The organism is Aminobacter sp. SR38, assembly GCF_014843375.1.
GTDB lineage: Bacteria > Pseudomonadota > Alphaproteobacteria > Rhizobiales > Rhizobiaceae > Aminobacter > Aminobacter ciceronei.
Genome location: NZ_CP062112.1, coordinates 2,187,459 through 2,206,251 on the forward strand (window position 1 = coordinate 2,187,459; position 18,793 = coordinate 2,206,251).

General features: G+C 63.2%; 20 protein-coding genes. 14 read left to right on the plus strand and 6 right to left on the minus strand.

Annotated elements, in window-relative coordinates; genetic code table 11:
- Nucleotides 1–5: 5 nt before the first annotated feature.
- The 5 genes from IG197_RS10705 to IG197_RS10725 all read right to left on the minus strand — a co-directional run bounded on the left by IG197_RS10705 (nucleotide 6) and on the right by IG197_RS10725 (nucleotide 4,061).
- Nucleotides 6–716, minus strand: coding sequence for a CpaD family pilus assembly lipoprotein (locus IG197_RS10705; protein ID WP_246340910.1), 711 nt, complete (start codon nucleotides 714–716; stop codon nucleotides 6–8).
- Between the two features lie 14 nt (nucleotides 717–730).
- Nucleotides 731–2,251: a type II and III secretion system protein family protein gene (locus tag IG197_RS10710; protein ID WP_192318676.1), complete on the minus strand. Its 1,521-nt coding sequence runs from the start codon at nucleotides 2,249–2,251 to the stop codon at nucleotides 731–733.
- Complete coding sequence (cpaB, locus tag IG197_RS10715; protein ID WP_067965731.1) at nucleotides 2,248–3,063, minus strand: Flp pilus assembly protein CpaB; 816 nt, start codon at nucleotides 3,061–3,063, stop codon at nucleotides 2,248–2,250. The genes IG197_RS10710 and cpaB overlap by 4 nt, the downstream gene beginning before the upstream one ends.
- Before the next feature lie 127 nt (nucleotides 3,064–3,190).
- Complete coding sequence (locus IG197_RS10720; protein WP_067965732.1) at nucleotides 3,191–3,712, minus strand: prepilin peptidase; 522 nt, start codon at nucleotides 3,710–3,712, stop codon at nucleotides 3,191–3,193.
- Nucleotides 3,713–3,887: 175 nt separating this feature from the next.
- Nucleotides 3,888–4,061: a Flp family type IVb pilin gene (locus IG197_RS10725; protein ID WP_083948712.1), complete on the minus strand. Its 174-nt coding sequence runs from the start codon at nucleotides 4,059–4,061 to the stop codon at nucleotides 3,888–3,890.
- Nucleotides 4,062–4,425: 364 nt separating this feature from the next.
- On the opposite strand from IG197_RS10725, the gene IG197_RS10730 reads away from it, so the two are divergent.
- The 14 genes from IG197_RS10730 to IG197_RS10795 all read left to right on the plus strand — a co-directional run bounded on the left by IG197_RS10730 (nucleotide 4,426) and on the right by IG197_RS10795 (nucleotide 17,543).
- Complete coding sequence (locus IG197_RS10730) at nucleotides 4,426–4,851, plus strand: pilus assembly protein N-terminal domain-containing protein (protein WP_067965734.1); 426 nt, start codon at nucleotides 4,426–4,428, stop codon at nucleotides 4,849–4,851.
- Between the two features lie 203 nt (nucleotides 4,852–5,054).
- Nucleotides 5,055–5,564 carry a TadE/TadG family type IV pilus assembly protein gene (locus IG197_RS10735; RefSeq protein WP_246340914.1) on the plus strand — a complete coding sequence of 170 codons (510 nt, stop codon included), beginning with the start codon at nucleotides 5,055–5,057 and terminating at the stop codon, nucleotides 5,562–5,564.
- 74 nt (nucleotides 5,565–5,638) lie between these two features.
- On the plus strand, nucleotides 5,639–6,235 hold the full coding sequence (locus IG197_RS10740) for a TadE/TadG family type IV pilus assembly protein (RefSeq protein ID WP_246340911.1): 597 nt from the start codon (nucleotides 5,639–5,641) through the stop codon (nucleotides 6,233–6,235).
- 111 nt (nucleotides 6,236–6,346) lie between these two features.
- A complete protein-coding gene (locus tag IG197_RS10745) occupies nucleotides 6,347–7,585 on the plus strand; it encodes a phosphopentomutase (protein ID WP_192318677.1) in 1,239 nt (412 codons plus the stop codon).
- Complete coding sequence (gene mutM, locus IG197_RS10750; RefSeq protein ID WP_154385933.1) at nucleotides 7,578–8,468, plus strand: bifunctional DNA-formamidopyrimidine glycosylase/DNA-(apurinic or apyrimidinic site) lyase; 891 nt, start codon at nucleotides 7,578–7,580, stop codon at nucleotides 8,466–8,468. The genes IG197_RS10745 and mutM overlap by 8 nt, the downstream gene beginning before the upstream one ends.
- Nucleotides 8,469–8,518: 50 nt before the next feature.
- On the plus strand, nucleotides 8,519–9,292 hold the full coding sequence (locus tag IG197_RS10755) for an enoyl-CoA hydratase (RefSeq protein ID WP_192318678.1): 774 nt from the start codon (nucleotides 8,519–8,521) through the stop codon (nucleotides 9,290–9,292).
- 134 nt (nucleotides 9,293–9,426) lie between these two features.
- On the plus strand, nucleotides 9,427–9,693 hold the full coding sequence (rpsT, locus tag IG197_RS10760) for a 30S ribosomal protein S20 (RefSeq protein ID WP_067965745.1): 267 nt from the start codon (nucleotides 9,427–9,429) through the stop codon (nucleotides 9,691–9,693).
- 835 nt (nucleotides 9,694–10,528) lie between these two features.
- Nucleotides 10,529–12,064 carry a chromosomal replication initiator protein DnaA gene (dnaA, locus tag IG197_RS10765; protein WP_067954401.1) on the plus strand — a complete coding sequence of 512 codons (1,536 nt, stop codon included), beginning with the start codon at nucleotides 10,529–10,531 and terminating at the stop codon, nucleotides 12,062–12,064.
- Nucleotides 12,065–12,266: 202 nt separating this feature from the next.
- Nucleotides 12,267–13,385: a DNA polymerase III subunit beta gene (gene dnaN, locus IG197_RS10770; protein WP_067954407.1), complete on the plus strand. Its 1,119-nt coding sequence runs from the start codon at nucleotides 12,267–12,269 to the stop codon at nucleotides 13,383–13,385.
- A gap of 49 nt (nucleotides 13,386–13,434) precedes the next feature.
- Nucleotides 13,435–14,586: a DNA replication/repair protein RecF gene (recF, locus tag IG197_RS10775; protein ID WP_182575145.1), complete on the plus strand. Its 1,152-nt coding sequence runs from the start codon at nucleotides 13,435–13,437 to the stop codon at nucleotides 14,584–14,586.
- 52 nt (nucleotides 14,587–14,638) lie between these two features.
- Nucleotides 14,639–15,397 (plus strand): molybdopterin-synthase adenylyltransferase MoeB, encoded by a 759-nt coding sequence (locus IG197_RS10780; protein WP_192318679.1) that lies wholly within the window; start codon nucleotides 14,639–14,641, stop codon nucleotides 15,395–15,397.
- 3 nt (nucleotides 15,398–15,400) lie between these two features.
- Entirely contained in the window at nucleotides 15,401–15,883 is a 483-nt protein-coding gene (locus tag IG197_RS10785) for a GNAT family N-acetyltransferase (protein ID WP_192318681.1), read from the plus strand.
- Nucleotides 15,880–17,133, plus strand: coding sequence for an aconitase X catalytic domain-containing protein (locus IG197_RS10790; protein WP_192318683.1), 1,254 nt, complete (start codon nucleotides 15,880–15,882; stop codon nucleotides 17,131–17,133). The genes IG197_RS10785 and IG197_RS10790 overlap by 4 nt, the downstream gene beginning before the upstream one ends.
- Nucleotides 17,130–17,543 (plus strand): aconitase X swivel domain-containing protein, encoded by a 414-nt coding sequence (locus tag IG197_RS10795; protein ID WP_192318685.1) that lies wholly within the window; start codon nucleotides 17,130–17,132, stop codon nucleotides 17,541–17,543. Before IG197_RS10790 ends, IG197_RS10795 begins: the two co-directional genes overlap by 4 nt.
- 219 nt (nucleotides 17,544–17,762) lie before the next feature.
- On the opposite strand, the gene IG197_RS10800 is transcribed toward IG197_RS10795, so the two are convergent.
- On the minus strand, nucleotides 17,763–18,764 hold the full coding sequence (locus IG197_RS10800; RefSeq protein WP_192318687.1) for a D-glycerate dehydrogenase: 1,002 nt from the start codon (nucleotides 18,762–18,764) through the stop codon (nucleotides 17,763–17,765).
- Nucleotides 18,765–18,793: the final 29 nt, after the last annotated feature.

Below are 18,793 nucleotides of genomic sequence, written 5' to 3' on the forward strand. Positions count from 1 at the left end.
TCCCGTCAATAGAATGTTTCCGGATCCCAGGGAGCCGGCGGCTTTCGATACTGGTCGATCACCACGTTGCGGTTTTCGGCATCGATCTCGGATTGCTTGCGTGGCCCGAGCAGGTCTGCCGGGTTGGCGATCTGCGCCGCGAGATTGTTCTGATAGGAACAGCCGAAATTGGCGTGGAGTTTGTTCTCGGTCGTGTCGGCGATATCCGCCGGCCAGGTGCCGCAACGGCCCGTCTGCGCCCTCATCGCCGCGTAAACAACGCGGATGGGTGACGATGCTTCGGGGTACTCGCTCTGGTAGCGGGTGATGGCGATCCGGTTTCTGGGAACGCCGGCCTTCATCGCGACGTTCATCAAGCCACGGGCAGTCCTCGAAGCTGCAGCGTCGTTGGCCCCGCCCGCAGGGGTCATGATCGTCAGCGTCGGGGCCGCATTGCGATCATAATGCTGCAGGTATCCTTCGAAAGTAATCCTCTGCCCTCTGGTAATGCCGGTATCACCAGCACCCACCGGAATGTCGAGGGTCTGGTTCTTCTCGGCAATGACGATGGGATGATTGGTGCGGTAGTCGTCGGGGATCGAGCCGACGACGACGCTGTCACGATTGGCGCAGCCTGCCAGCAATGCCACCGCGGCAGCTGCAAGCAGTGAACCAAGGAAGCGCGCATTGACCGGTCTGTCGCGGTCGGCGGTACGTGTGAAGATTGCCTGAGACATGCCCCTATCCCCGCTCATTTGTAAATGAAGCCGACGACGCCGTGATAGCGGCCCATGGGCTTGTCGGTTTTCATGGTGCCGTAGACCCGGTTGACGCGGCCGAGGAAAATACCGGCGCCATCGCTGGCAACGCTGAAATTGTCGTCAGGCTTGGCGAGTTCATTGCGTGCAACCGGGCGCGCCAGATATGGGGTCACGATGATGACCAATTCGGATTCATTGCGGATAAAGTCGCGACTGCGAAACAACGTGCCAAGGATCGGCACTTTCGAAAGACCGGGCACCCCGCCCATGATCTGCTTGACGTCGTCGCGAACGAGACCGGCAATCATCATCGAGCCGCCAGACGGAAGTTCAACTGTCGTATCGGCAAGACGCTTGCGCAACGACGGCAGCATCGGATTGGAACCACTGGCGCCCGGTGATTCATTTGTCGGTTCGGAGACCGCCGTCCGAACCTTCAGGCTGATGCGCCCAGGCGAGAGCACGACAGGCTTGAACTCAAGGCTGATGCCATATTCCATCGTCTCGTAGCGGAGGCCGCCGGGGTCGGTGACGACGCCCTGGTCGTTCATCTTTGGCGCCGAAACCTCTCGCAACATGTTGTACTCGCCGCCAACGCGGAAAGTCGCCTGCTCGCCCGACACTGCCGTCAAGGTCGGCTCGGCAAGGGTTTTCAGGACACCTGCCTGATCCATGGCGCTGATCGAGGCTTCAAGGCCATTCTTGCCAATCAATGAGAAGTTTTTGCCCGATAACGGCGCGCCCAGACCGCCTGTCGCGGCGTTTGCTATGCCCCAACTAATGCCGTCTGCGCCGCCATTCGCCAGCATGTTGACGCCGAGCTGCTTCATGATGTTGCGGCTGACTTCGGCGACGGTGACCTTCAGCATCACCTGATCGTCGCCGACGATCTGGAGCAGGTTGACGATCTTGCTCTTCTGGCGCGTCTGGTCGGGGTTATCGATATCGACGCCGCCGTTCTGGGATCCGCCAGAGGCAGTCTGCGAATACTGACCAGTCGTCGCCTCACCGCCTGTCACGAAGATCGTCGCCAGGTCGACGGCGCGCTTGGCATCGAGCGGGGTGTCGACGGTGCCGGTCAGCACGACGTTGTCGTTCAGCAGTTCGACCTTGATGTCGGCGCTGGGGATGAAGCGCTTGATGTAATCCTCGAGGCCGGCAACGTCGCGCTCGACAGAGAGATCGAGGCTGACGATCTGCTCGCCATTGGGGCCAAAAACGAAGATGTTGGTTTCACCGACCGCCTTGCCGAACAGGTAGATGCGCCGCGCCGTACGGGTGACGGCGTCCGCAACGGCCGGGTTGGCGACGAGGATGTCATAGGCGTCGCTCGGCAGGTCGATGACAACCGATTTGTTGAGACCTAGCTTGACGCGCTGGCTATTGGTCGTGTTCGAGCCGATCTTGGCCTGGGCTGCGGAAGCCGGGGCGAGATTGGCAACAAGGGAGCCGCCGGCCAGGATGCCAAGGGCTGTGGCAGCGGTCGCCAGAAGTCTGATGCAGGACCTCATTTCCGTGCTCCCGATTCAGAAATCTCGCCAGATTTGATGAGCCGCACCGTTCCGCGCTTGCCTGAGCCGGAAACCAGATAATCGGCCTCGGCGAGGTTCTTCTGCTGGGTGTCGGCAACCGAACGCAGCGCCAGTGTCAGTCGGTCAGCCATCTGCTGCGCCACGGTGATGATTTCGGCCTGCTGCGGCGTAAGCTCGAGCGTGGCGGTTTCGCCAACCTTGACCTTCTTGCCTTCCTCATCCTCCTGGATGGCCTGATCGATGGCCAGGACGCGGATGTTGCTGAGAATGGTTTCGGTGGTGAAGCCGCCGCCGGATTTCGATGCGTCGGTGCGGCGCGTCATGATGACGTCGACATAGTCGTTGGGCAGGATGAAACCACCGGCCGAAGTGTCGGCGGAGATCGTGGTGGCGACAGCGCGCATGCCGGACGGCAGGACCGCCGACATGAAGCTCTGGCCTTCGCCGATCAGCTTGGACTTGCGCAGCGGCTCGCCACTGTACATGGCAAGTCGCGCCACTGAGGCCTTGAACTTGTCGAGCGCTTCGGGCTCAGCATCCCGGGTAATGAAATTGGGATTGACGCCGTCACTGGGCCAGGGCTGCCAGCCGATGTTGTTTTCGACGGTGCCACCCATGGGCACGTCGGCGGTCAGCACCAGAACATCCGTAAGGGCAATCTGTGGCTGTTGTGGGCCGGACTCGACAATGACCTCGGCTGGCGGCGGTGCCGACATGTTCTTGGCGACAAAACCGGCGCCGCCTGCGGCAGCGACCGCCACGCCCAGTATCATCAGTCGCGATGCAGCCATTTGTCCGAAACCTCGCCCTGGCACCCCATCAAGCCAAGCCGGACTTTGCATAGGCAATCGTCAACTTATGGTTAATGCAGTCCTTACAAGCGTGATTAATTGTTTCTTACGCGTGGTGTCTGCAGGGCTATTGTGACGCCAGACGCTCCACTGCCCAGACCGCCAGCGGCGAGGCCGGGTAGGTGACGAGCCCGCCGAGCCCAAGGGCAATGCCATAGGGCACGCCGCCTGCGTCTTCGGAGAAGTTCTTGAGGAACATGTTCTGGCTGACGACGCGAGACAGCAACGAACTCCGGAAAGCCAGGATCGAGAGCGTCAGGACACCACCAAGGATCGTCGAGGTGAGCAGATACTCCATCAGGGGCATACCTAGCCCCATCCAGACGCCGGTGGCAGCGATCAGCTTTGCGTCGCCGCCGCCCATGCCGCCGAAGGCAAACAAGGCAAATGTAACCGTCAGCAGCAAGGCACCGGCGGCGAGATGCAAACCGATATCCGCCCACGCCATTCCAGTCAGCGGTGCAACAACGAGGAACACACCGAGCAGCAGCAGCGGCACACGATTGGCGATCGTCATCGACAAGGTGTCGGAGACGGCTGAAAAGACCATGCAGAAGGGAAATACGACAAAAATCAACGCTTCAAGCATGGCTACATCTCCGCCATTCACACCACATGGGTCGAAGCTAACGAAGCGGCATTAAGCTTCGATGAACCGGCGGCGGGATCCATCGATTGCCGCCCGAAAGCAAAAAGGCTGCTCAACGCGAGCAGCCTTCCGTGAACCTTACCGACTGAAGCGCCGGAGAGGCTTTGCGCCCATATTACGGGGCGGGCGTCAGCGCCGTTGCGATGGCGTCGAAGCGTGCATCCAGCTGCGTGCCGACGCTGCCGGCGGCAACGATGATGGCAAGCGCGATAAGCGTGGCGATCAGACCGTATTCGATGGCGGTCGCGCCGGATTCGTCCTTCACAAAACGTGCGATGAGGTTCGACATGATAAGCTCCTTGCTCCGTGTTACAGCACTTCCGCCAACATTTCTTTGTCGTCGATCGGATGACTGCAACCTAGCGGGGAGCTCTTTCGATCGACTTAAGAAACAGCCTTACCGAATCCTTTCGTGGCGGCTTGGCTCCATTTGGTTAACTGCGAACTAAGCGCAGCCCAACAATTGTCAGGGATGGCCCCTGCCTCGGGAAGGCGTTCTTCGGCGCCGGCAACGTGACATGAAGACTGTTCGAAAGGGATGCCGCCTCGCCCTATGGTTGTCACCATGCAACGCTTAACCGTTGGTTCACCAAAGTCGTTCATCTTCCATTGAACAGTGGACCGACACCGACAGCCGCCGAGGGGGCGACGACATGGCCAAGCCAAACCTTTATGTCCTGGGAACCTGCGCCTGGCTGGCATCTCTCGCGGCCGCAACATACGCATATGCCGGCGCGGGCATTGAAGTGACGATGAACCAGGCCAAGATCGTGCGGCTCACGCGCCCGGCCGATACCATTGTGGTCGGCAATTCGGCGATCGCCGATGCTGCCATACAGGACGCCTCGACCATCGTGCTCACCGGCAAGGGTTTCGGAGTCACCAACCTCGTGGTGCTCGATGCCGACGGCAGCCCGATCGTCGACGAGCAGGTGACGGTTATCCGCCATGACGCCTCATCCGTCCGCATCTACCGGCGTTCGGAGATCCAGACGCTGTCCTGCACGCCCTATTGCGAGAGCTCCTACAAGAGCGATGCCGAGCGGATGTCCGAGAGCGAGATGAACGCCAGCCAGTAGGTGTCGATGCGTGACACTGCCCCGCGTGGTTAGCCGCGGGTAAACCGGATTCGCACAATTTTCCCGGTCATTCAAACCGGACCTCAACAGCTTTCCCTTATACGTCGACGCGAACCACGGAACGCGGTCGGGACATGAGCGCAGCAGCGGTTGCAGAAGGCATTGATGTGAACGGATCCAAGCCAAGCCACCTCATCAGGTTCATGCGGAACCGGAGCGGCAGTACAGCGATCGAATTCGCCGTGCTGGCGATCCCGTTCTCGCTGCTGGTCTTTGCCATCCTGGAAAGCTGCATTGCGTTTGCCGGGCAACAGGTGCTCGCCAATGCCGCCGACGAAGTTGCACGGCAGTTGCGCACGGGCCAGGAAAAGGCGGCAGGTTTCACCGAGGACAAACTGAAGAACAAGATTTGCGAGAAGCTTGCAGTCCTGGTCTCGAAGGACTGCAAGGCCCAGCTTATCGTCGATCTGCGCAGCTATCCGACCTTTGCCGAAGCGGCAAAGGTCAAGCTCAAACTGACCAGCGACAGGGATGTCGACACGACAGGCTTTGCCGTCACACCAGGCCCTTCGATGTCCAAGAACATGCTGCAGGTCATCTACAAGTGGCCTGTCATCACAGATTTCATGCGGGCATCGATGTCGAACCTCAAGGACGGCAAGACCCTGCAATACGCGACCGTCACCTGGCAGAACGAACCGTTTAACGACTGAGTGAACCGATCGGCCACGAGAGCCGCGGACCTGGGAAAAGGGGCAACATGTCTTTCTGCGCGGGAGCACGATCCTTGCTGGAGCAATGGCGGTGTCGCGCTCGCGCGCTGGTCGGTGACAGGCGCGGTATTGCCGCCGTCGAATTCGCCATCATCGCGCCGCTGCTGTTGTCGCTCTACTTCGTGACCATGGAGGTGTCGCAAGGGATCGAGACCAACAAGAAAGTCAGCCGCGTCGGCTCGATGGTCGCCGACCTCGTCACCCAGCAGCAGACCACCACCACGGCCGAGATCGATGCGATCATGAAGATCGGTGAATCGATCCTGCAGCCCTACAATCGCAGTGTCGGCAAGATCGTGATCACCGCGATCGAGATAACCGATGAACCGACACCTGTCGTAAAGGTGGCCTGGTCACGCAAACTCGTGAACGGCACTGCCTCGATGGACGCCCCCAAAGACGCCCCGGCAACGGTGCCGACGGCACTCAAGATCAGAGGAACCTTCCTCATCCGGGTCGAAAGCAACCTCGACTACCTGCCCGTCATCGTCTGGACACCCACAAGCAAACAGACGCTTGGCCTGGGCGCGGCTTTCGCCAGTATCCCGATGTCGGAAACCTACTATCTGCGCCCCCGCATGAGCGCATCGGTTCCCTGCACGAACTGCTGAACCGGCACAGCCCTGTGCCGCGAAGCTGTCAGCTGCCTTTCCGCCGGATAATTGCCAACGTCCGCGACTGATCCTATGTCTGGCGGACCGGCAATTGAGAGCCCCTTGTAGATGGCGCGTGCATTCCTGTTTGTTCTGGATTCCTTCGGCATTGGCGGGGCGGCCGACGCCGCGCACTTCGGCGACGTCGGTTCCGACACGTTCGGGCACATTGCGAGCGCCTGCGCCGAGGGCCGCGGCGACCGCGTCGGTTTGCGCAGCGGCCCGCTAGAGGTGCCGAATATGGCATCGCTCGGGCTTGGCCTCGCCGCCAGGCGGGCGACAGGGTTCGAATTCGCCGCCGGCACGCCGCTACGTGCCGGCGCCTTTTTCGGTGCGGCACAGGAAGTTTCGAGCGGCAAGGACACACCTTCCGGCCACTGGGAAATCGCCGCCCTGCCCGTCACCTTCGACTGGGGTTATTTTCCGCAGACTGTTCCGGCCTTCCCCGCCTCGCTGACCGAAGCGATATCCAGGGAAGGCAAGGTTCCGGGCATTCTGGGCGACTGCCACGCCGGCGGCGTCGAGATCATCGAACGGTTCGGCGAAGAGCATGTCAGAACAGGCAAGCCGATCTGCTACACCTCGGTGGATTCGGTGCTGCAGATCGCAGCACATGAAACGCATTTCGGGTTGGAGCGGCTCTACGAGCTATGCCAGGTCGTCCGCCGCCTCGTCGACCCGCTGAAGATCGGCAGGGTCATCGCCCGACCCTTCCTGGGCGAGAGCAAGGCAACGTTCCAGCGCACGCCCAACCGCCGCGACTATGCCACCCCGCCCCCTGAGGACACGTTGCTCGACCGCCTCACCGCACGCGGCAGCAAGGTGATCGGCATCGGCAAGATCGGCGACATCTTCGCGCATCGTGGTATCAGCGAAATCCGCAAGGGCGTCGGCAACATGGCGATGTTCGACAAAGCGCTCGGTGCCATGGACGACGCCCGGGGCGGCGACCTGGTGTTCGCCAACTTCGTCGACTTCGACACCGAATTCGGCCATCGCCGCGACGTGCCGGGTTATGCCGCAGCCCTCGAGGCCTTCGACAGGCGCCTGCCCGAGGCTTTTGCGCGGATGAAGCCGGGCGACCTGCTCATCCTCACCGCCGACCATGGCAACGACCCGACCTGGCCAGGCACCGACCACACGCGCGAGCGCATCCCGGTGATCGGTATCGCTGCGGGCGGTTCCGGCGGGGATATCGGGCTGAGGCTTACCTTCGCCGACATCGGCGAAACGGTGGCGGCCCATCTCGGCCTGGCGCCCGGCCGCCATGGCAACTCCTTCCTGGAGACGATCGCCAGCCATGCCTGAATTGCCCGAAGTCGAAACCGTGCGGCGCGGACTGCAGCCGGTGCTGGAAGGCGCGCGCATCGAGCGCGTCGAGACCCGCCGCCCCAATCTGCGCTACCCCTTCCCCGACAGGTTCGGAGAACGCCTGGAAGGCCGCAAAATCACCTCGCTCGGACGGCGCGCCAAATATCTGATCGCCGATGTCGAGGATGCGCCGCTGCTGATCTGCCATCTCGGCATGTCCGGCTCGTTCCGCGTCGAAACCGACGAGGGCTCTGCCGCCCCAGGCAATTTCCACCACGAGCGCTCGAAGTCCGAGGCTCACGACCATGTCGTCTTCCACGTCGCGGATCCAAAGGGGGTTTCGGCGCGAGTCGTCTTCAACGACCCCAGGCGGTTCGGCTTCATGCTGTTTGCCGAGCGCAACGGCACCGAGCATCCGATGCTGCAGGGACTTGGCGTCGAGCCGACGGGCAATACGCTTGACGGTGAACTGCTCGCCCATCTGTTCGAAGGCAAGAAGACTCCACTGAAGGCGGCCCTGCTCGACCAGCGGCTGATTGCCGGACTGGGCAACATCTATGTCTCCGAAGCACTTTGGCGCGCCGGGCTGTCGCCGACGCGGGCCGCAGGCACCATCGCCGACAATGGCAAGGTGGCGAAGGAGCGGGCTACGCTTCTGGCGACATCGGTGCGGGAAGTCATTGCCGATGCGATCGCCGCCGGCGGGTCCTCGCTGCGCGACTATGTCCATACCGACGGCTCGCTCGGCTACTTCCAGCACTCCTTCTCCGTCTATGACCGCGAGGGCGAACCTTGTGCGCACAGCGGCTGTGCGGGCCATATCGAGCGCATCGTGCAGAGCGGGCGCTCAACCTTCTATTGCCGCCAGTGCCAGCGCTGAGTTAGAGCAAAGCCTCATTGGTGACGCTGCGAGAGAGGGAGAGCCGCAAGATGGCCTATGAAACGATCATCGTCGAAACACGCGGCAAGGTCGGGCTGATCACCCTCAACCGCCCGAAGGCGCTCAACGCGCTCAATTCTCTTGTCCTGGCCGAGCTCCTCGCCGCCACCGGCACTTTTGAGGCCGACCAGGGCATCGGTGCCATCGTCATCACCGGCTCGGAAAAGGCCTTCGCGGCCGGCGCCGACATCAAGGAGATGCAGGGCAAGACCTATGTCGACGCCTATATGGAAGACTTCTTCTCCGGCTGGGAGGCCTTTGCAGCCAACCGCAAGCCGATGATTGCAGCTGTCGCCGGCTACGCTCTGGGCGGCGGCTGCGAACTCGCCATGATGTGCGACTTCATCATCGCCGCCGACTCGGCCAAGTTCGGCCAGCCCGAGATCACGCTCGGCGTCATGCCCGGCATGGGCGGCTCGCAGCGCCTGACCCGTTTCGTCGGCAAGTCGAAGGCGATGGACATGTGCCTGACCGGCCGGATGATGGATGCGGCCGAAGCCGAGCGCTCCGGACTCGTTTCGCGAGTCGTGCCCGCGGCCGATCTGATGGAAGAGGCGATGAAGGCGGCGGCAAAGATCGCCGACTTCTCGCTTCCGGCTGTCATGATGTGCAAGGAAGCGGTCAATCGTTCTTATGAAGTAACGCTGTCCGAAGGCCTGCGCTTCGAGCGCCGCGTGTTCCATTCAATGTTTTCACTCGACGACCAGAAGGAAGGCATGGCTGCCTTTGCCGAGAAAAGGACTGCGAATTTCCGCAACCGCTGACCTGAATCGCGTTGACGTTGGCGGCAAGCTGAACTATAAGCCGCACCAACTGAGGCGCCCCCAGGGACGCCCGATTTATTTTTGCGCTCTACGGATACCCGCGGGCGCCCACCTAGAGATCAAAGAGAGGCACCATGGCCAATACCTCCTCGGCCAAGAAGGCAACGCGTAAGATCGCCCGCCGCGCAGCGGTCAACAAGAACCGCCGCTCGCGCGTCCGGACTTATGTCCGCCAGGTCGAAGAGGCACTGGCCTCGGGCGACAAGGCAAAGGCGGAAGCCGCCTTCAACGCCGCCCAGCCGGAACTGATGCGCGCCGCCACCAAGGGCGTGCTGCACAAGAACACCGCCTCGCGCAAGGTTTCGCGCCTGGCACAGCGGCTCAAGGCGCTTTCCGCCTAAGCCCTGCAAGCAATTGGATTTCTGAGCAACCCGGCCTAACCAGCCGGGTTTTTCTTTTGCCGGATGGGGGCCGAAAAACCCGTCCGAAGGGCCGTCCAAGCAGGGTCTGCAGGGGGTCGAAATTTTGCCGGCATATGCGGCTATTCTGATAACTACAACTGTTAGAAGCAGCCCCACAACCAGACTCGGGCTGGCAGAAATTACCTATTAATTTCAAAGACTTGCGAATGGTCATCCACAGCTTGTTCAAGCTGCCCGCAGGGCTCGGGGGACAAGTTGGTGTCAAGCGGATTCTTTTAAAAATATTTCGGCCGGCGTGCGGTTTTTTTCGATCCCCGGAAAAGGGTTTGAATCACAACGGCTTTGTCCCTTTGAGGGGTACCGGCAAGCTTTGAATCCGGAGCCGAGGTAAGCAGATTCATTAAAAACGGGTTAGACTCGGCCTTGCCTCGTCCACAGCGATTTTTGTAAGGTCTTTTTATCGAAGGGACGGGCAGCAAGCCCTCTGCAAAGCCACAAAATCGGCGGCGTTCTCGGCGTGGATGGAATCCGCGTCCGGGGGAGGTATGCCCACTTCGAAGTATACTTGGGGCGTGTGGGGATACACGGCATGGTGACTTTGCATCGCACCGGCGATTTCGCCGGGTGGCTACGCATTTGCCTGGTGCTGCCGCCCCCGCGGCACTGGCCTTCCGAAAGCGCTGCATGGCGCTAGGCGAAGGTGACTGGGGCTCCGCCGGAAACGGCAAGCATCCCGAATGAACATACACCGATGGAGACGCGAGCGGCGCGTCCCCATTCGGCAACGAGGACCGAAGGTTAGGGATTGCAAACAATGCAAAGCGGCATCGAAAGGGAAGCAAATGCGGGCTTTCTTTTTACCGGCGAACTGATCGAGGGCAATGAAGTGGCAGCAACCAGCGCCGCAGAGAAGAATTTTGACCGGGTCAAGACGCAGCTCCAGGTACGCCTGGGCAGCGAGGTCTTCTCAAGCTGGTTCGGCCGCATGAAGCTTGCGGAGACCTCGAAGGGCATCGTGCGCCTCTCGGTGCCGACGGCTTTCCTGCGCTCATGGATCAACAGCCATTATCTCGATCTCATTTCCGAACTCTGGCGCCAGGAAGAGCCTGGGCTGCTGAAGCTCGAGATCATCATCCGCACGGCAACCCGCACGGCGCGCCCCGGCGTGGAAGCCGACACGGCTGCACTGCGCAAGCCGGTGCGCCAGGCGCAGACCGCCCTTGCCACCAGCACCGTGGCTGCAGGGCGCGCTGCCGAGCGCCCTGCCCCGGTGCGCAACGGCACCGCCGACCAGGAATTCAAGCAGAGCGTGCTCGGCTCGCCGCTCGACCCGCGCTACACCTTCCAGTCCTTCGTCGAAGGCCCGTCCAACCGGGTGGCCCTTGCAGCGGCGCGTGCTGTGGCGGAATCGAACTCGCGCTTCAACCCGCTGTTCCTCCACGCCACCGTCGGTCTCGGCAAGACGCACCTGTTGCAGGCAATCGCCGCAGAATCGCTGCGCCAGAACCCGAAGTCGCGTGTCGTCTACCTGACGGCCGAATACTTCATGTGGCGCTTTGCGACCGCGATCCGCGACAACAACGCGCTGACGCTCAAGGAACAGTTGCGCGACATCGACCTGCTCATCATCGACGACATGCAGTTCCTGCAGGGCAAGTCGATCCAGCACGAGTTCTGCCATCTCATCAACATGCTGCTCGATTCGGCCAAGCAGGTGGTGGTTGCGGCCGACCGGCCGCCGGCGGAACTGGAATCGCTCGAGCCGCGCGTGCGTTCGCGCCTCAATGGCGGCGTGGCGCTCGAAATGTCGGCACCGGACTTCGGCATGCGCCTTGGCATGCTCAAGCTGCGCTTCGCCGGCGCCAAGCACGAAGACCCCAACCTTGCCATGGACGAGGAGATCCTCACCCATGTCGCCCGCACCGTGACCGGCTCGGGCCGTGAGCTGGAAGGCGCCTTCAACCAGCTGATCTTCCGCCAGTCGTTCGAGCCGCAGCTGTCGATCGAGCGCATCGACGAGATTCTCGGCCACATCTACCGCTCCGGCGAGCCGAAGCGCGTGCGCATCGAAGACATCCAGCGCATCGTGGCGCGGCACTACAACGTGTCGAAGACCGAGCTTCTGTCGAACCGCCGCACCCGCACCATCGTCAAGCCGCGCCAGATCGCGATGTATCTGTCGAAGGTGATGACGCCGCGTTCGCTGCCCGAGATCGGCCGGCGTTTCGGTGGTCGCGACCACACCACGGTGCTGCATGCCGTGCGCAAGATCGAGGATCTGTCGGGCGGCGACAACACGCTCGCCCAGGAGCTCGAACTGTTGAGGCGGCTGATCAACGACCAGGCCTGACGGGCTGCAAACGCAGGCGACGGATTGACGCCTGCGACTTATCCCCAGAACGCCCGCGCCACGGCCGCCAAGTCGTCGCGCGGGCTTGCCTTTCCGCCGTTTTTCCTGTCAGACTCAGGTGAATTCCGATCGTGTTGCGGGCCTTCCCGGGCGCATTCGAGCCCGCGAGCCCGCACCTTCAAACAAGCGAGCCTGTTTCGTCATGCGTGTTATCCTGGAACGCTCCAACCTGTTGAAGTCCCTGAACCACGTGCACCGCGTGGTCGAGCGCCGGAACACCATTCCGATCCTGTCCAACGTGCTGCTGCAGGCCAATGGCGCGAGCCTCGAACTGAAGGCGACCGACCTCGATCTCGAGATCTCGGAAGCTACACCGGCCTCCGTCGAACAGGGCGGCGCGACCACGGTTCCCGCGCACCTGCTCTACGACATCGTGCGCAAGCTGCCTGACGGCGCCGAAGTGATGCTGAAGACCGACGAGGACGGCAACGCCATGTCGGTGGTGTCTGGCCGCTCCAGCTTCCGGCTGCAGTGCCTGCCGCAGTCGGATTTCCCCGAGCTTTCCGCCGGCACTTTCTCCCACATCTTCCGGCTCGACGCCAACGCACTCAAGGGCCTGATCGACAAGACCCAGTTCGCCATCTCGACCGAAGAGACGCGTTATTATCTCAACGGCATCTACCTGCACACGCATGAGAGCGGCGGCAAGCTGATGCTGCGCGCGGTCGCCACCGACGGCCACCGCCTGGCGCGCGCCGAGGTCGAGGCGCCGGCCGGCTCCGAGGGCATGCCGGGCATCATCATTCCGCGCAAGACCGTTTCCGAGCTGCAGAAGCTGATCGACGATCCGGACGTCGCCGTCACCACCGAGATTTCCGACACCAAGATGCGCCTGACCATCGGCGGCGTGATCCTGACCTCGAAGCTGATCGACGGAACCTTCCCCGACTATCAGCGCGTCATTCCGAGCGGCAACGACAAGAAGCTGATCATCGACCGCCAGAGCTTTGCTGCTGCCGTCGACCGTGTCTCGACGATCTCGTCCGAGCGTGGCCGCGCGGTGAAGCTGTCGATCGCCGACGGGTTGGTGACGCTGGCCGTCAACAATCCCGATTCGGGCAGCGCCGTCGAAGAGCTGGCCGCCGACTATTCCTCGGACCCGATCGAGATCGGCTTCAACGCCAAGTACCTGCTCGACGTCGCCGCCCAGCTCAAGGGCAGCGAAGCCCGCTTCATGCTGGCCGATGCCGGGTCGCCCACGCTCATCCACGACACAGCCGACGAGAACGCTCTCTACGTGCTGATGCCGATGCGCGTGTAGCGCCCACACGCCCGTGTTGGAGCCAGATACGGGGGAGACGCGGAAGCGCATCCCCTCGACGCATATCGGTAAGCTTCAGCTTACCGACTTCCGCAATTACAGCTCACTCTCGCTCGACCTCAGGCCGGGCGCGGTGGTGTTCACCGGCGAGAATGGTGCCGGCAAGACCAACCTTCTCGAAGCCATCTCCTTCCTGACGCCGGGACGCGGCCTGCGCCGTGCGCCCTATCCCGACGTCGCCCGCGAAGGCAGTGCGGGTGCCTTTGCCGTGCATGCGGCGATCGAGGGGCCGTTCGGCGATGCCGAGCTGGGCACGGGCACGACGCCGGACGCTGTAGGCGAGGCCGGGCGCCGCGTGCGCATCAATGGTGCCGCCGCCAAGGCCGACGACATGCTGGAATGGCTACGCGTGGTGTGGTTGACGCCGTCGATGGACGCGCTGTTCACCGGGCCGGCCGGCGACCGTCGCCGTTTTCTCGACCGGCTGGTGCTGGCGATCGACCCGGCGCATGGCCAGCGCGCGCTCGACTATGAAAAGGCGATGCGCGGCCGCAATCGCCTGCTGTCCGAAGACCGGCGCGACAACGCCTGGTTCGATGCGATCGAGATCCAGATGGCCGAGACGGGTGCCGCGATCGCCGCCGCCCGCGTCGAGATGGTGCGACTTCTGACGGCGATGATCGGGCGAATGCCGGAAACCGGCCCTTTCCCGCAAGCCGAGCTGAGTTTGGCCGGTACGCTCGAACAGAGCATCGGCGACATGCCGGCGGTGGAGCTGGAGGAGCGTTTCCGCCAGGCCCTGGCCGGCGGGCGCGAGCGCGACCGCGCGGCGGGACGCACGCTCGAAGGCCCGCACCGCTCCGATCTCGTCGTGCGCCACAAGCCGAAATCCATGCCGGCGGAGCTGTGCTCGACCGGCGAACAGAAGGCCTTGCTGGTCGGCATCGTCATTTCGCATGCCCGCCTCACCGGCGAGATGGCGGGTGCTGCTCCCATCCTGCTGCTCGACGAGATCGCCGCCCATCTCGATGCCGGACGGCGCGCGGCACTGTTCGAAATCCTCGAAGAGCTCAATTGCCAGGCCTTCATGACCGGCACCGAGCCCAGCCTGTTTTCAAGCCTCGCCGGCCGGGCGCAGTTCCTGACCGTCGACCATGGCAGCGTCAGCGAAACGCCGTTGCCCGATAGTCTGGACCGATAGTTCGCGCGGCTATCCGACTGACAAGCACAAGCCGTGGCGATATGGTAGCGCCATGAACCAGCCAGCCCCGCTCTCCCCTGAAGAACTCGAACGCTACGCCAGGCATATCGTGCTGCCGGAGATCGGCGGGCCGGGCCAGCAGAAGTTGAAGCGCGCGCGCGTGCTGGTGATTGGTGCCGGCGGGCTCGGCGCCCCGGTGCTCGAATATCTCGCAGCGGCCGGCGTCGGCACGCTTGGAATCGTCGACGACGACCATGTCTCGTTGTCCAACCTGCAGCGCCAGGTCATCCACGCCACTGATTCAGTCGGCATCTCCAAGGCTGACAGTGCCGCCGCAACTATTGCCCGCATCAACCCGCATGTGACGGTCCAATTGCACAAGCTCAGGCTGACCTCGGCGAACGCTGCCGAGCTGATCGCCGGTTACGACATGGTCATCGACGGCTCCGACAACTTCGAGACGCGTTATGCCGTGGCCGATGCCGCAGCCGAGGTGAGGCGGCCGCTGGTACATGCCGCTGTGGGACGCTTCGACGGTTCGATCACCGTTTTGAAGCCGTTCGAGACGAACGCCGAAGGCCGCAAGAACCCGACCTATCGCGACCTCTTTCCCGAGCCGCCGCCGGCGGGGCTGGTGCCGTCCTGTGCCGAGGCCGGCGTGCTCGGCGCGCTGACCGGCGTGATCGGTACGCTGCAGGCAATGGAGGCGATCAAGCTGATTACCGGCATCGGCGAGCCGCTTGTCGGCCGGCTTTTGCTCTACGATGCGCTCGGTGCACGTTTCGACACCATGCGCTACAAAGCCTCCTGAACCATGGCAGGCAAAGCTGACATCGCGCGGCTGACGCAGGATTTCGACCGCTGGGACGAGTTGCTCGGCCTGATCATGCGCGCCTTCGCCTATATGGACGGCGTCATCGACCCGCCGTCCTCGGCGCATCGGCTGACTGCAGCCAGTCTGCGCGACAAGGCCGGGGATGAGGTCGGCTTCATCGCCACCCTGGACGGACGGCTTGTCGGCTGCATCTTCGCCGCCGAGCGGGACGATGCCATCTATGTCGGCAAGCTTGCCGTCGACGACAGCGCTCGCGGCCTTGGCATCGGCCGGGCGCTGATGCTGGCGGCCGAGCGCCATGCCGCAGAGCGGGGCAAGCCGGTGCTCGAGCTGCAAACGCGAATCGAGCTCGCTGCCAACCACGCTACCTTTGCCAAAATGGGCTTCGTCGAGTTCGAGCGTACCGCGCATGACGGCTTCGACCGCCCGACCTCGATCACCTTTCGAAAGACGCTTCGGTGAGTCTCGCTCTCACCGCCGACGAACGGAGAATCGCCGGCGGAGCCGATGGCGCTGCCATGGCGATGCGCATCGTCGCCGAAAGTGCGTCCCTGCTCGGCGCGCCCAGGCTGATCCCAATCGCCTCGGCGCATATAGACGGTGCGCTCTATCACGGCGATTCGGGCACGCTGTTCGCCGAACGGCTGGTCGAAGGCGGCGCCCAAGTGGCTGTGCGCTCGACGCTCAATGTCGGCGCGCTCGATCTCATGGGCTGCTCGCGCGTGCGCCTCGAAGAGCCGCAACGGTCGATGGCGCGTCGGATGATGGAGGCCTACCGCAAGCTCGGCTGCGAGCAGAGCTGGACCTGCGCGCCCTACCAGGCCGGCCACCGCCCTGCCTTCGGCAGCGACGTCGCCTGGGGCGAATCGAACGCTGTCGTCTTCTGCAACTCGGTGCTCGGCGCCCGCACCAACCGCTATGGCGACTTCCTCGACATCGCCTGCGCGATCTCGGGCCGCGCGCCCGACTATGGCCTGCACCTCAAGGAGAACCGCCGCGCGACGCTGGTTTTCGATGTTTCCGCCCTGCCCCCCGAATTCCTCGCCTCTGAAATCGCCTGGCCGGTGCTCGGCAGCCTTTATGGCCGCGAGGTCGGCAATGCCGTCGGCGTGGTGACGGGGATACCACGAAACCCCGGCGAGGACGCGCTCAAGGCCTTTGGTGCTGCGGCCGCATCGTCTGGTGCGGTCGGCCTGTTCCATATTGACGGCGTCACCCCGGAAGCGCCCGATGCCGAAACGACGCTGGGCGGCATCACAGCCGAGATCACGATCCTGGTAACGGCCGCCATGGTCACCTCCGCCCAGGCCAGGCTTTCGACAGCCGGCAACACCGAGCGCATCGACGCCGTCGCCATCGGCAGCCCCCATCTGTCGCTTGACGAGTTCGGCGCGCTGCAACGGCTGATGGCTGGGCGGCGGCTTGCCGTACCGATCCATGCCTGCACCGGCCGACATGTGCTGGCCGAGCTCGACCGCAACGGCCAGCGCAAGGCGCTGGAAGCGCTCGGCGTGGTCATCGTCACTGATACCTGCGTGGTGGTGACGCCGATCCTGCCTGACAGTGCCGGCGGCGTGCTGATGACCAATTCGGGAAAGTTCGCCCATTATGCACCCGGAAACACCGGCTACGCCGTGCTCTATGGCTCGCTCGCCGACTGCGTCGAAAGTGCCGTCACCGGGCGGCCGGTGTTTGCGAGGCTCGGCTCGTGAGCGCACGCGGCAACATCCTCGTCGCAGGCAAGCCGGGTCAAGGCCCGGCACTGGTGCTGTCGGCGCCGATCAGCTTCTGGGGCGGCGTCGATCCAAAATCCGGGCGCATCGCCGACGTACGCCATCCCGAATGCGGTCAGAGCATGTCGGGCAAGGTGTTGTTTTTGCCTGGCACTATCGGCTCTTCGTCGGCATCAGCCGTACTGATGGAACTTGTCCATGCCGGTCATGCGCCGGCGGCACTGGTGCTGCACGAGCCCGACGCCATCCTCCTGCTCGGGCTGATCGTGGCGCGAGAGATGGGTTGGGAGACACCGGTGGCGGTGAGGCTGCCGCGGGAGATGTTCGCCGCGTTCGAGGGAAGGCAGCTGCAGGTTGGTGCTGAAGGGGCGATCAGCGTTTCCAACTGAAGCGGGCGGCTGGGCCGTGCGTCCTTCGAGGCTCGCCGCCAGCCCATAGCCCCAACCATGCAAGGTGGATGAGGGCTCGCACCTCCGGATGGGGCAGTCGGAGCACTCCGCACCAGTTCTGGACCATCGAGGCGGCAAGCTGAAAAGCGACGACCTTCCTCATCCAGAGGTGCGAGCCCAAGAGGCGAGCCTCGAGGGACGCAGCGAAATCGCGTCCGCTCAGGTCCTCAGCGGCAGCACCCGGTCCGGCGGGCGGTGGCCGTCGACGTGAGCGCGGATGTTGATGATGACCTTTTCGCCCATGTCGATGCGGCCCTCGATGGTGGCCGAGCCCATATGCGGCATCAGCACCACCTTGCCGCGGGCGGCAAGCTTGAGCAGCTTGTGGTTGACCGCCGGCTCATGCTCGAAGACGTCGAGGGCGGCCCCCGCAAGCTTGCCGTCCTGCAGCATCTTGACCAGTGCGTCCTCGTCGATGATGTCGCCACGGGCGATGTTGACGAGATAGGCGTGCGGCTGCATCAGCGCCAACCTGCGGCCCGACAGCAGATGGAAGGTCGCCGGCGTCGACGGGCAGTTGATCGAGATGATGTCCATGCGGGCGAGCATCTGGTCGAGGCTCTCCCAATAGGTCGCCTCCAACTCGTCTTCGACCGACTGCAGCACACGGTGGCGGTTGTGGTAATGGATCGACAGACCGAAGGCTTTGGCGCGGCGGGCAACCGCGGTGCCGATGCGCCCCATGCCGACGATGCCGAGGCGCTTGCCGCCGATGCGGCGGCCGAGCATCCAGGTCGGCGACCAGCCGGCCCATTTCTTGTCGCCGGTGAGAACACTGGCGCCCTCGGTCAGGCGGCGTGGAACGGCGAGCATCAGCGCCATCGCCATGTCGGCGGTGTCTTCGGTCAGGACGTTCGGCGTGTTGGTGACGGTGATGCCGCGCTTGGCGGCGGCGGTGACGTCGATCTTGTCGACACCATTGCCGAAATTGGCGATCAGCTTGAGGTTGGGGCCGGCCTGCTCGATCAGGGCGGCGTCGATGGTGTCGGTCACAGTCGGTACCAGCACGTCGGCTTCCTTGACCGCCGCCACCAGCTCCGGTTGGCTCATCGGCCGGTCGTCGACATTCAGCCGCGCGTCGAAGAGTTCGCGCATCCGCGTCTCGACCTGGTCGGGCAGCTTGCGCGTAATGACGACGAGAGGCTTTTTTCGACCGGCCATTCTATCCTCGACGAAGATCTCGTTGAGAC

Excerpts from the sequence above, each read along its gene's own strand:
- IG197_RS10780 (WP_192318679.1), top strand. The coding sequence starts at position 14,639 with ATGAACCAGCCAGCCCCGCTCTCCCCTGAAGAACTCGAACGCTACGCC.
- IG197_RS10720 (WP_067965732.1), bottom strand. The coding sequence starts at position 3,712 with ATGCTTGAAGCGTTGATTTTTGTCGTATTTCCCTTCTGCATGGTCTTT.
- IG197_RS10735 (WP_246340914.1), top strand. The coding sequence starts at position 5,055 with ATGCGGAACCGGAGCGGCAGTACAGCGATCGAATTCGCCGTGCTGGCG.
- IG197_RS10785 (WP_192318681.1), top strand. The coding sequence starts at position 15,401 with ATGGCAGGCAAAGCTGACATCGCGCGGCTGACGCAGGATTTCGACCGC.
- mutM (WP_154385933.1), top strand. The coding sequence starts at position 7,578 with ATGCCTGAATTGCCCGAAGTCGAAACCGTGCGGCGCGGACTGCAGCCG.
- IG197_RS10755 (WP_192318678.1), top strand. The coding sequence starts at position 8,519 with ATGGCCTATGAAACGATCATCGTCGAAACACGCGGCAAGGTCGGGCTG.
- IG197_RS10800 (WP_192318687.1), bottom strand. The coding sequence starts at position 18,764 with ATGGCCGGTCGAAAAAAGCCTCTCGTCGTCATTACGCGCAAGCTGCCC.
- IG197_RS10710 (WP_192318676.1), bottom strand. The coding sequence starts at position 2,251 with ATGAGGTCCTGCATCAGACTTCTGGCGACCGCTGCCACAGCCCTTGGC.
- cpaB (WP_067965731.1), bottom strand. The coding sequence starts at position 3,063 with ATGGCTGCATCGCGACTGATGATACTGGGCGTGGCGGTCGCTGCCGCA.
- dnaN (WP_067954407.1), top strand. The coding sequence starts at position 12,267 with ATGCGTGTTATCCTGGAACGCTCCAACCTGTTGAAGTCCCTGAACCAC.
- rpsT (WP_067965745.1), top strand. The coding sequence starts at position 9,427 with ATGGCCAATACCTCCTCGGCCAAGAAGGCAACGCGTAAGATCGCCCGC.
- IG197_RS10725 (WP_083948712.1), bottom strand. The coding sequence starts at position 4,061 with ATGTCGAACCTCATCGCACGTTTTGTGAAGGACGAATCCGGCGCGACC.
- dnaA (WP_067954401.1), top strand. The coding sequence starts at position 10,529 with ATGCAAAGCGGCATCGAAAGGGAAGCAAATGCGGGCTTTCTTTTTACC.
- IG197_RS10705 (WP_246340910.1), bottom strand. The coding sequence starts at position 716 with ATGTCTCAGGCAATCTTCACACGTACCGCCGACCGCGACAGACCGGTC.
- IG197_RS10730 (WP_067965734.1), top strand. The coding sequence starts at position 4,426 with ATGGCCAAGCCAAACCTTTATGTCCTGGGAACCTGCGCCTGGCTGGCA.
- IG197_RS10745 (WP_192318677.1), top strand. The coding sequence starts at position 6,347 with ATGGCGCGTGCATTCCTGTTTGTTCTGGATTCCTTCGGCATTGGCGGG.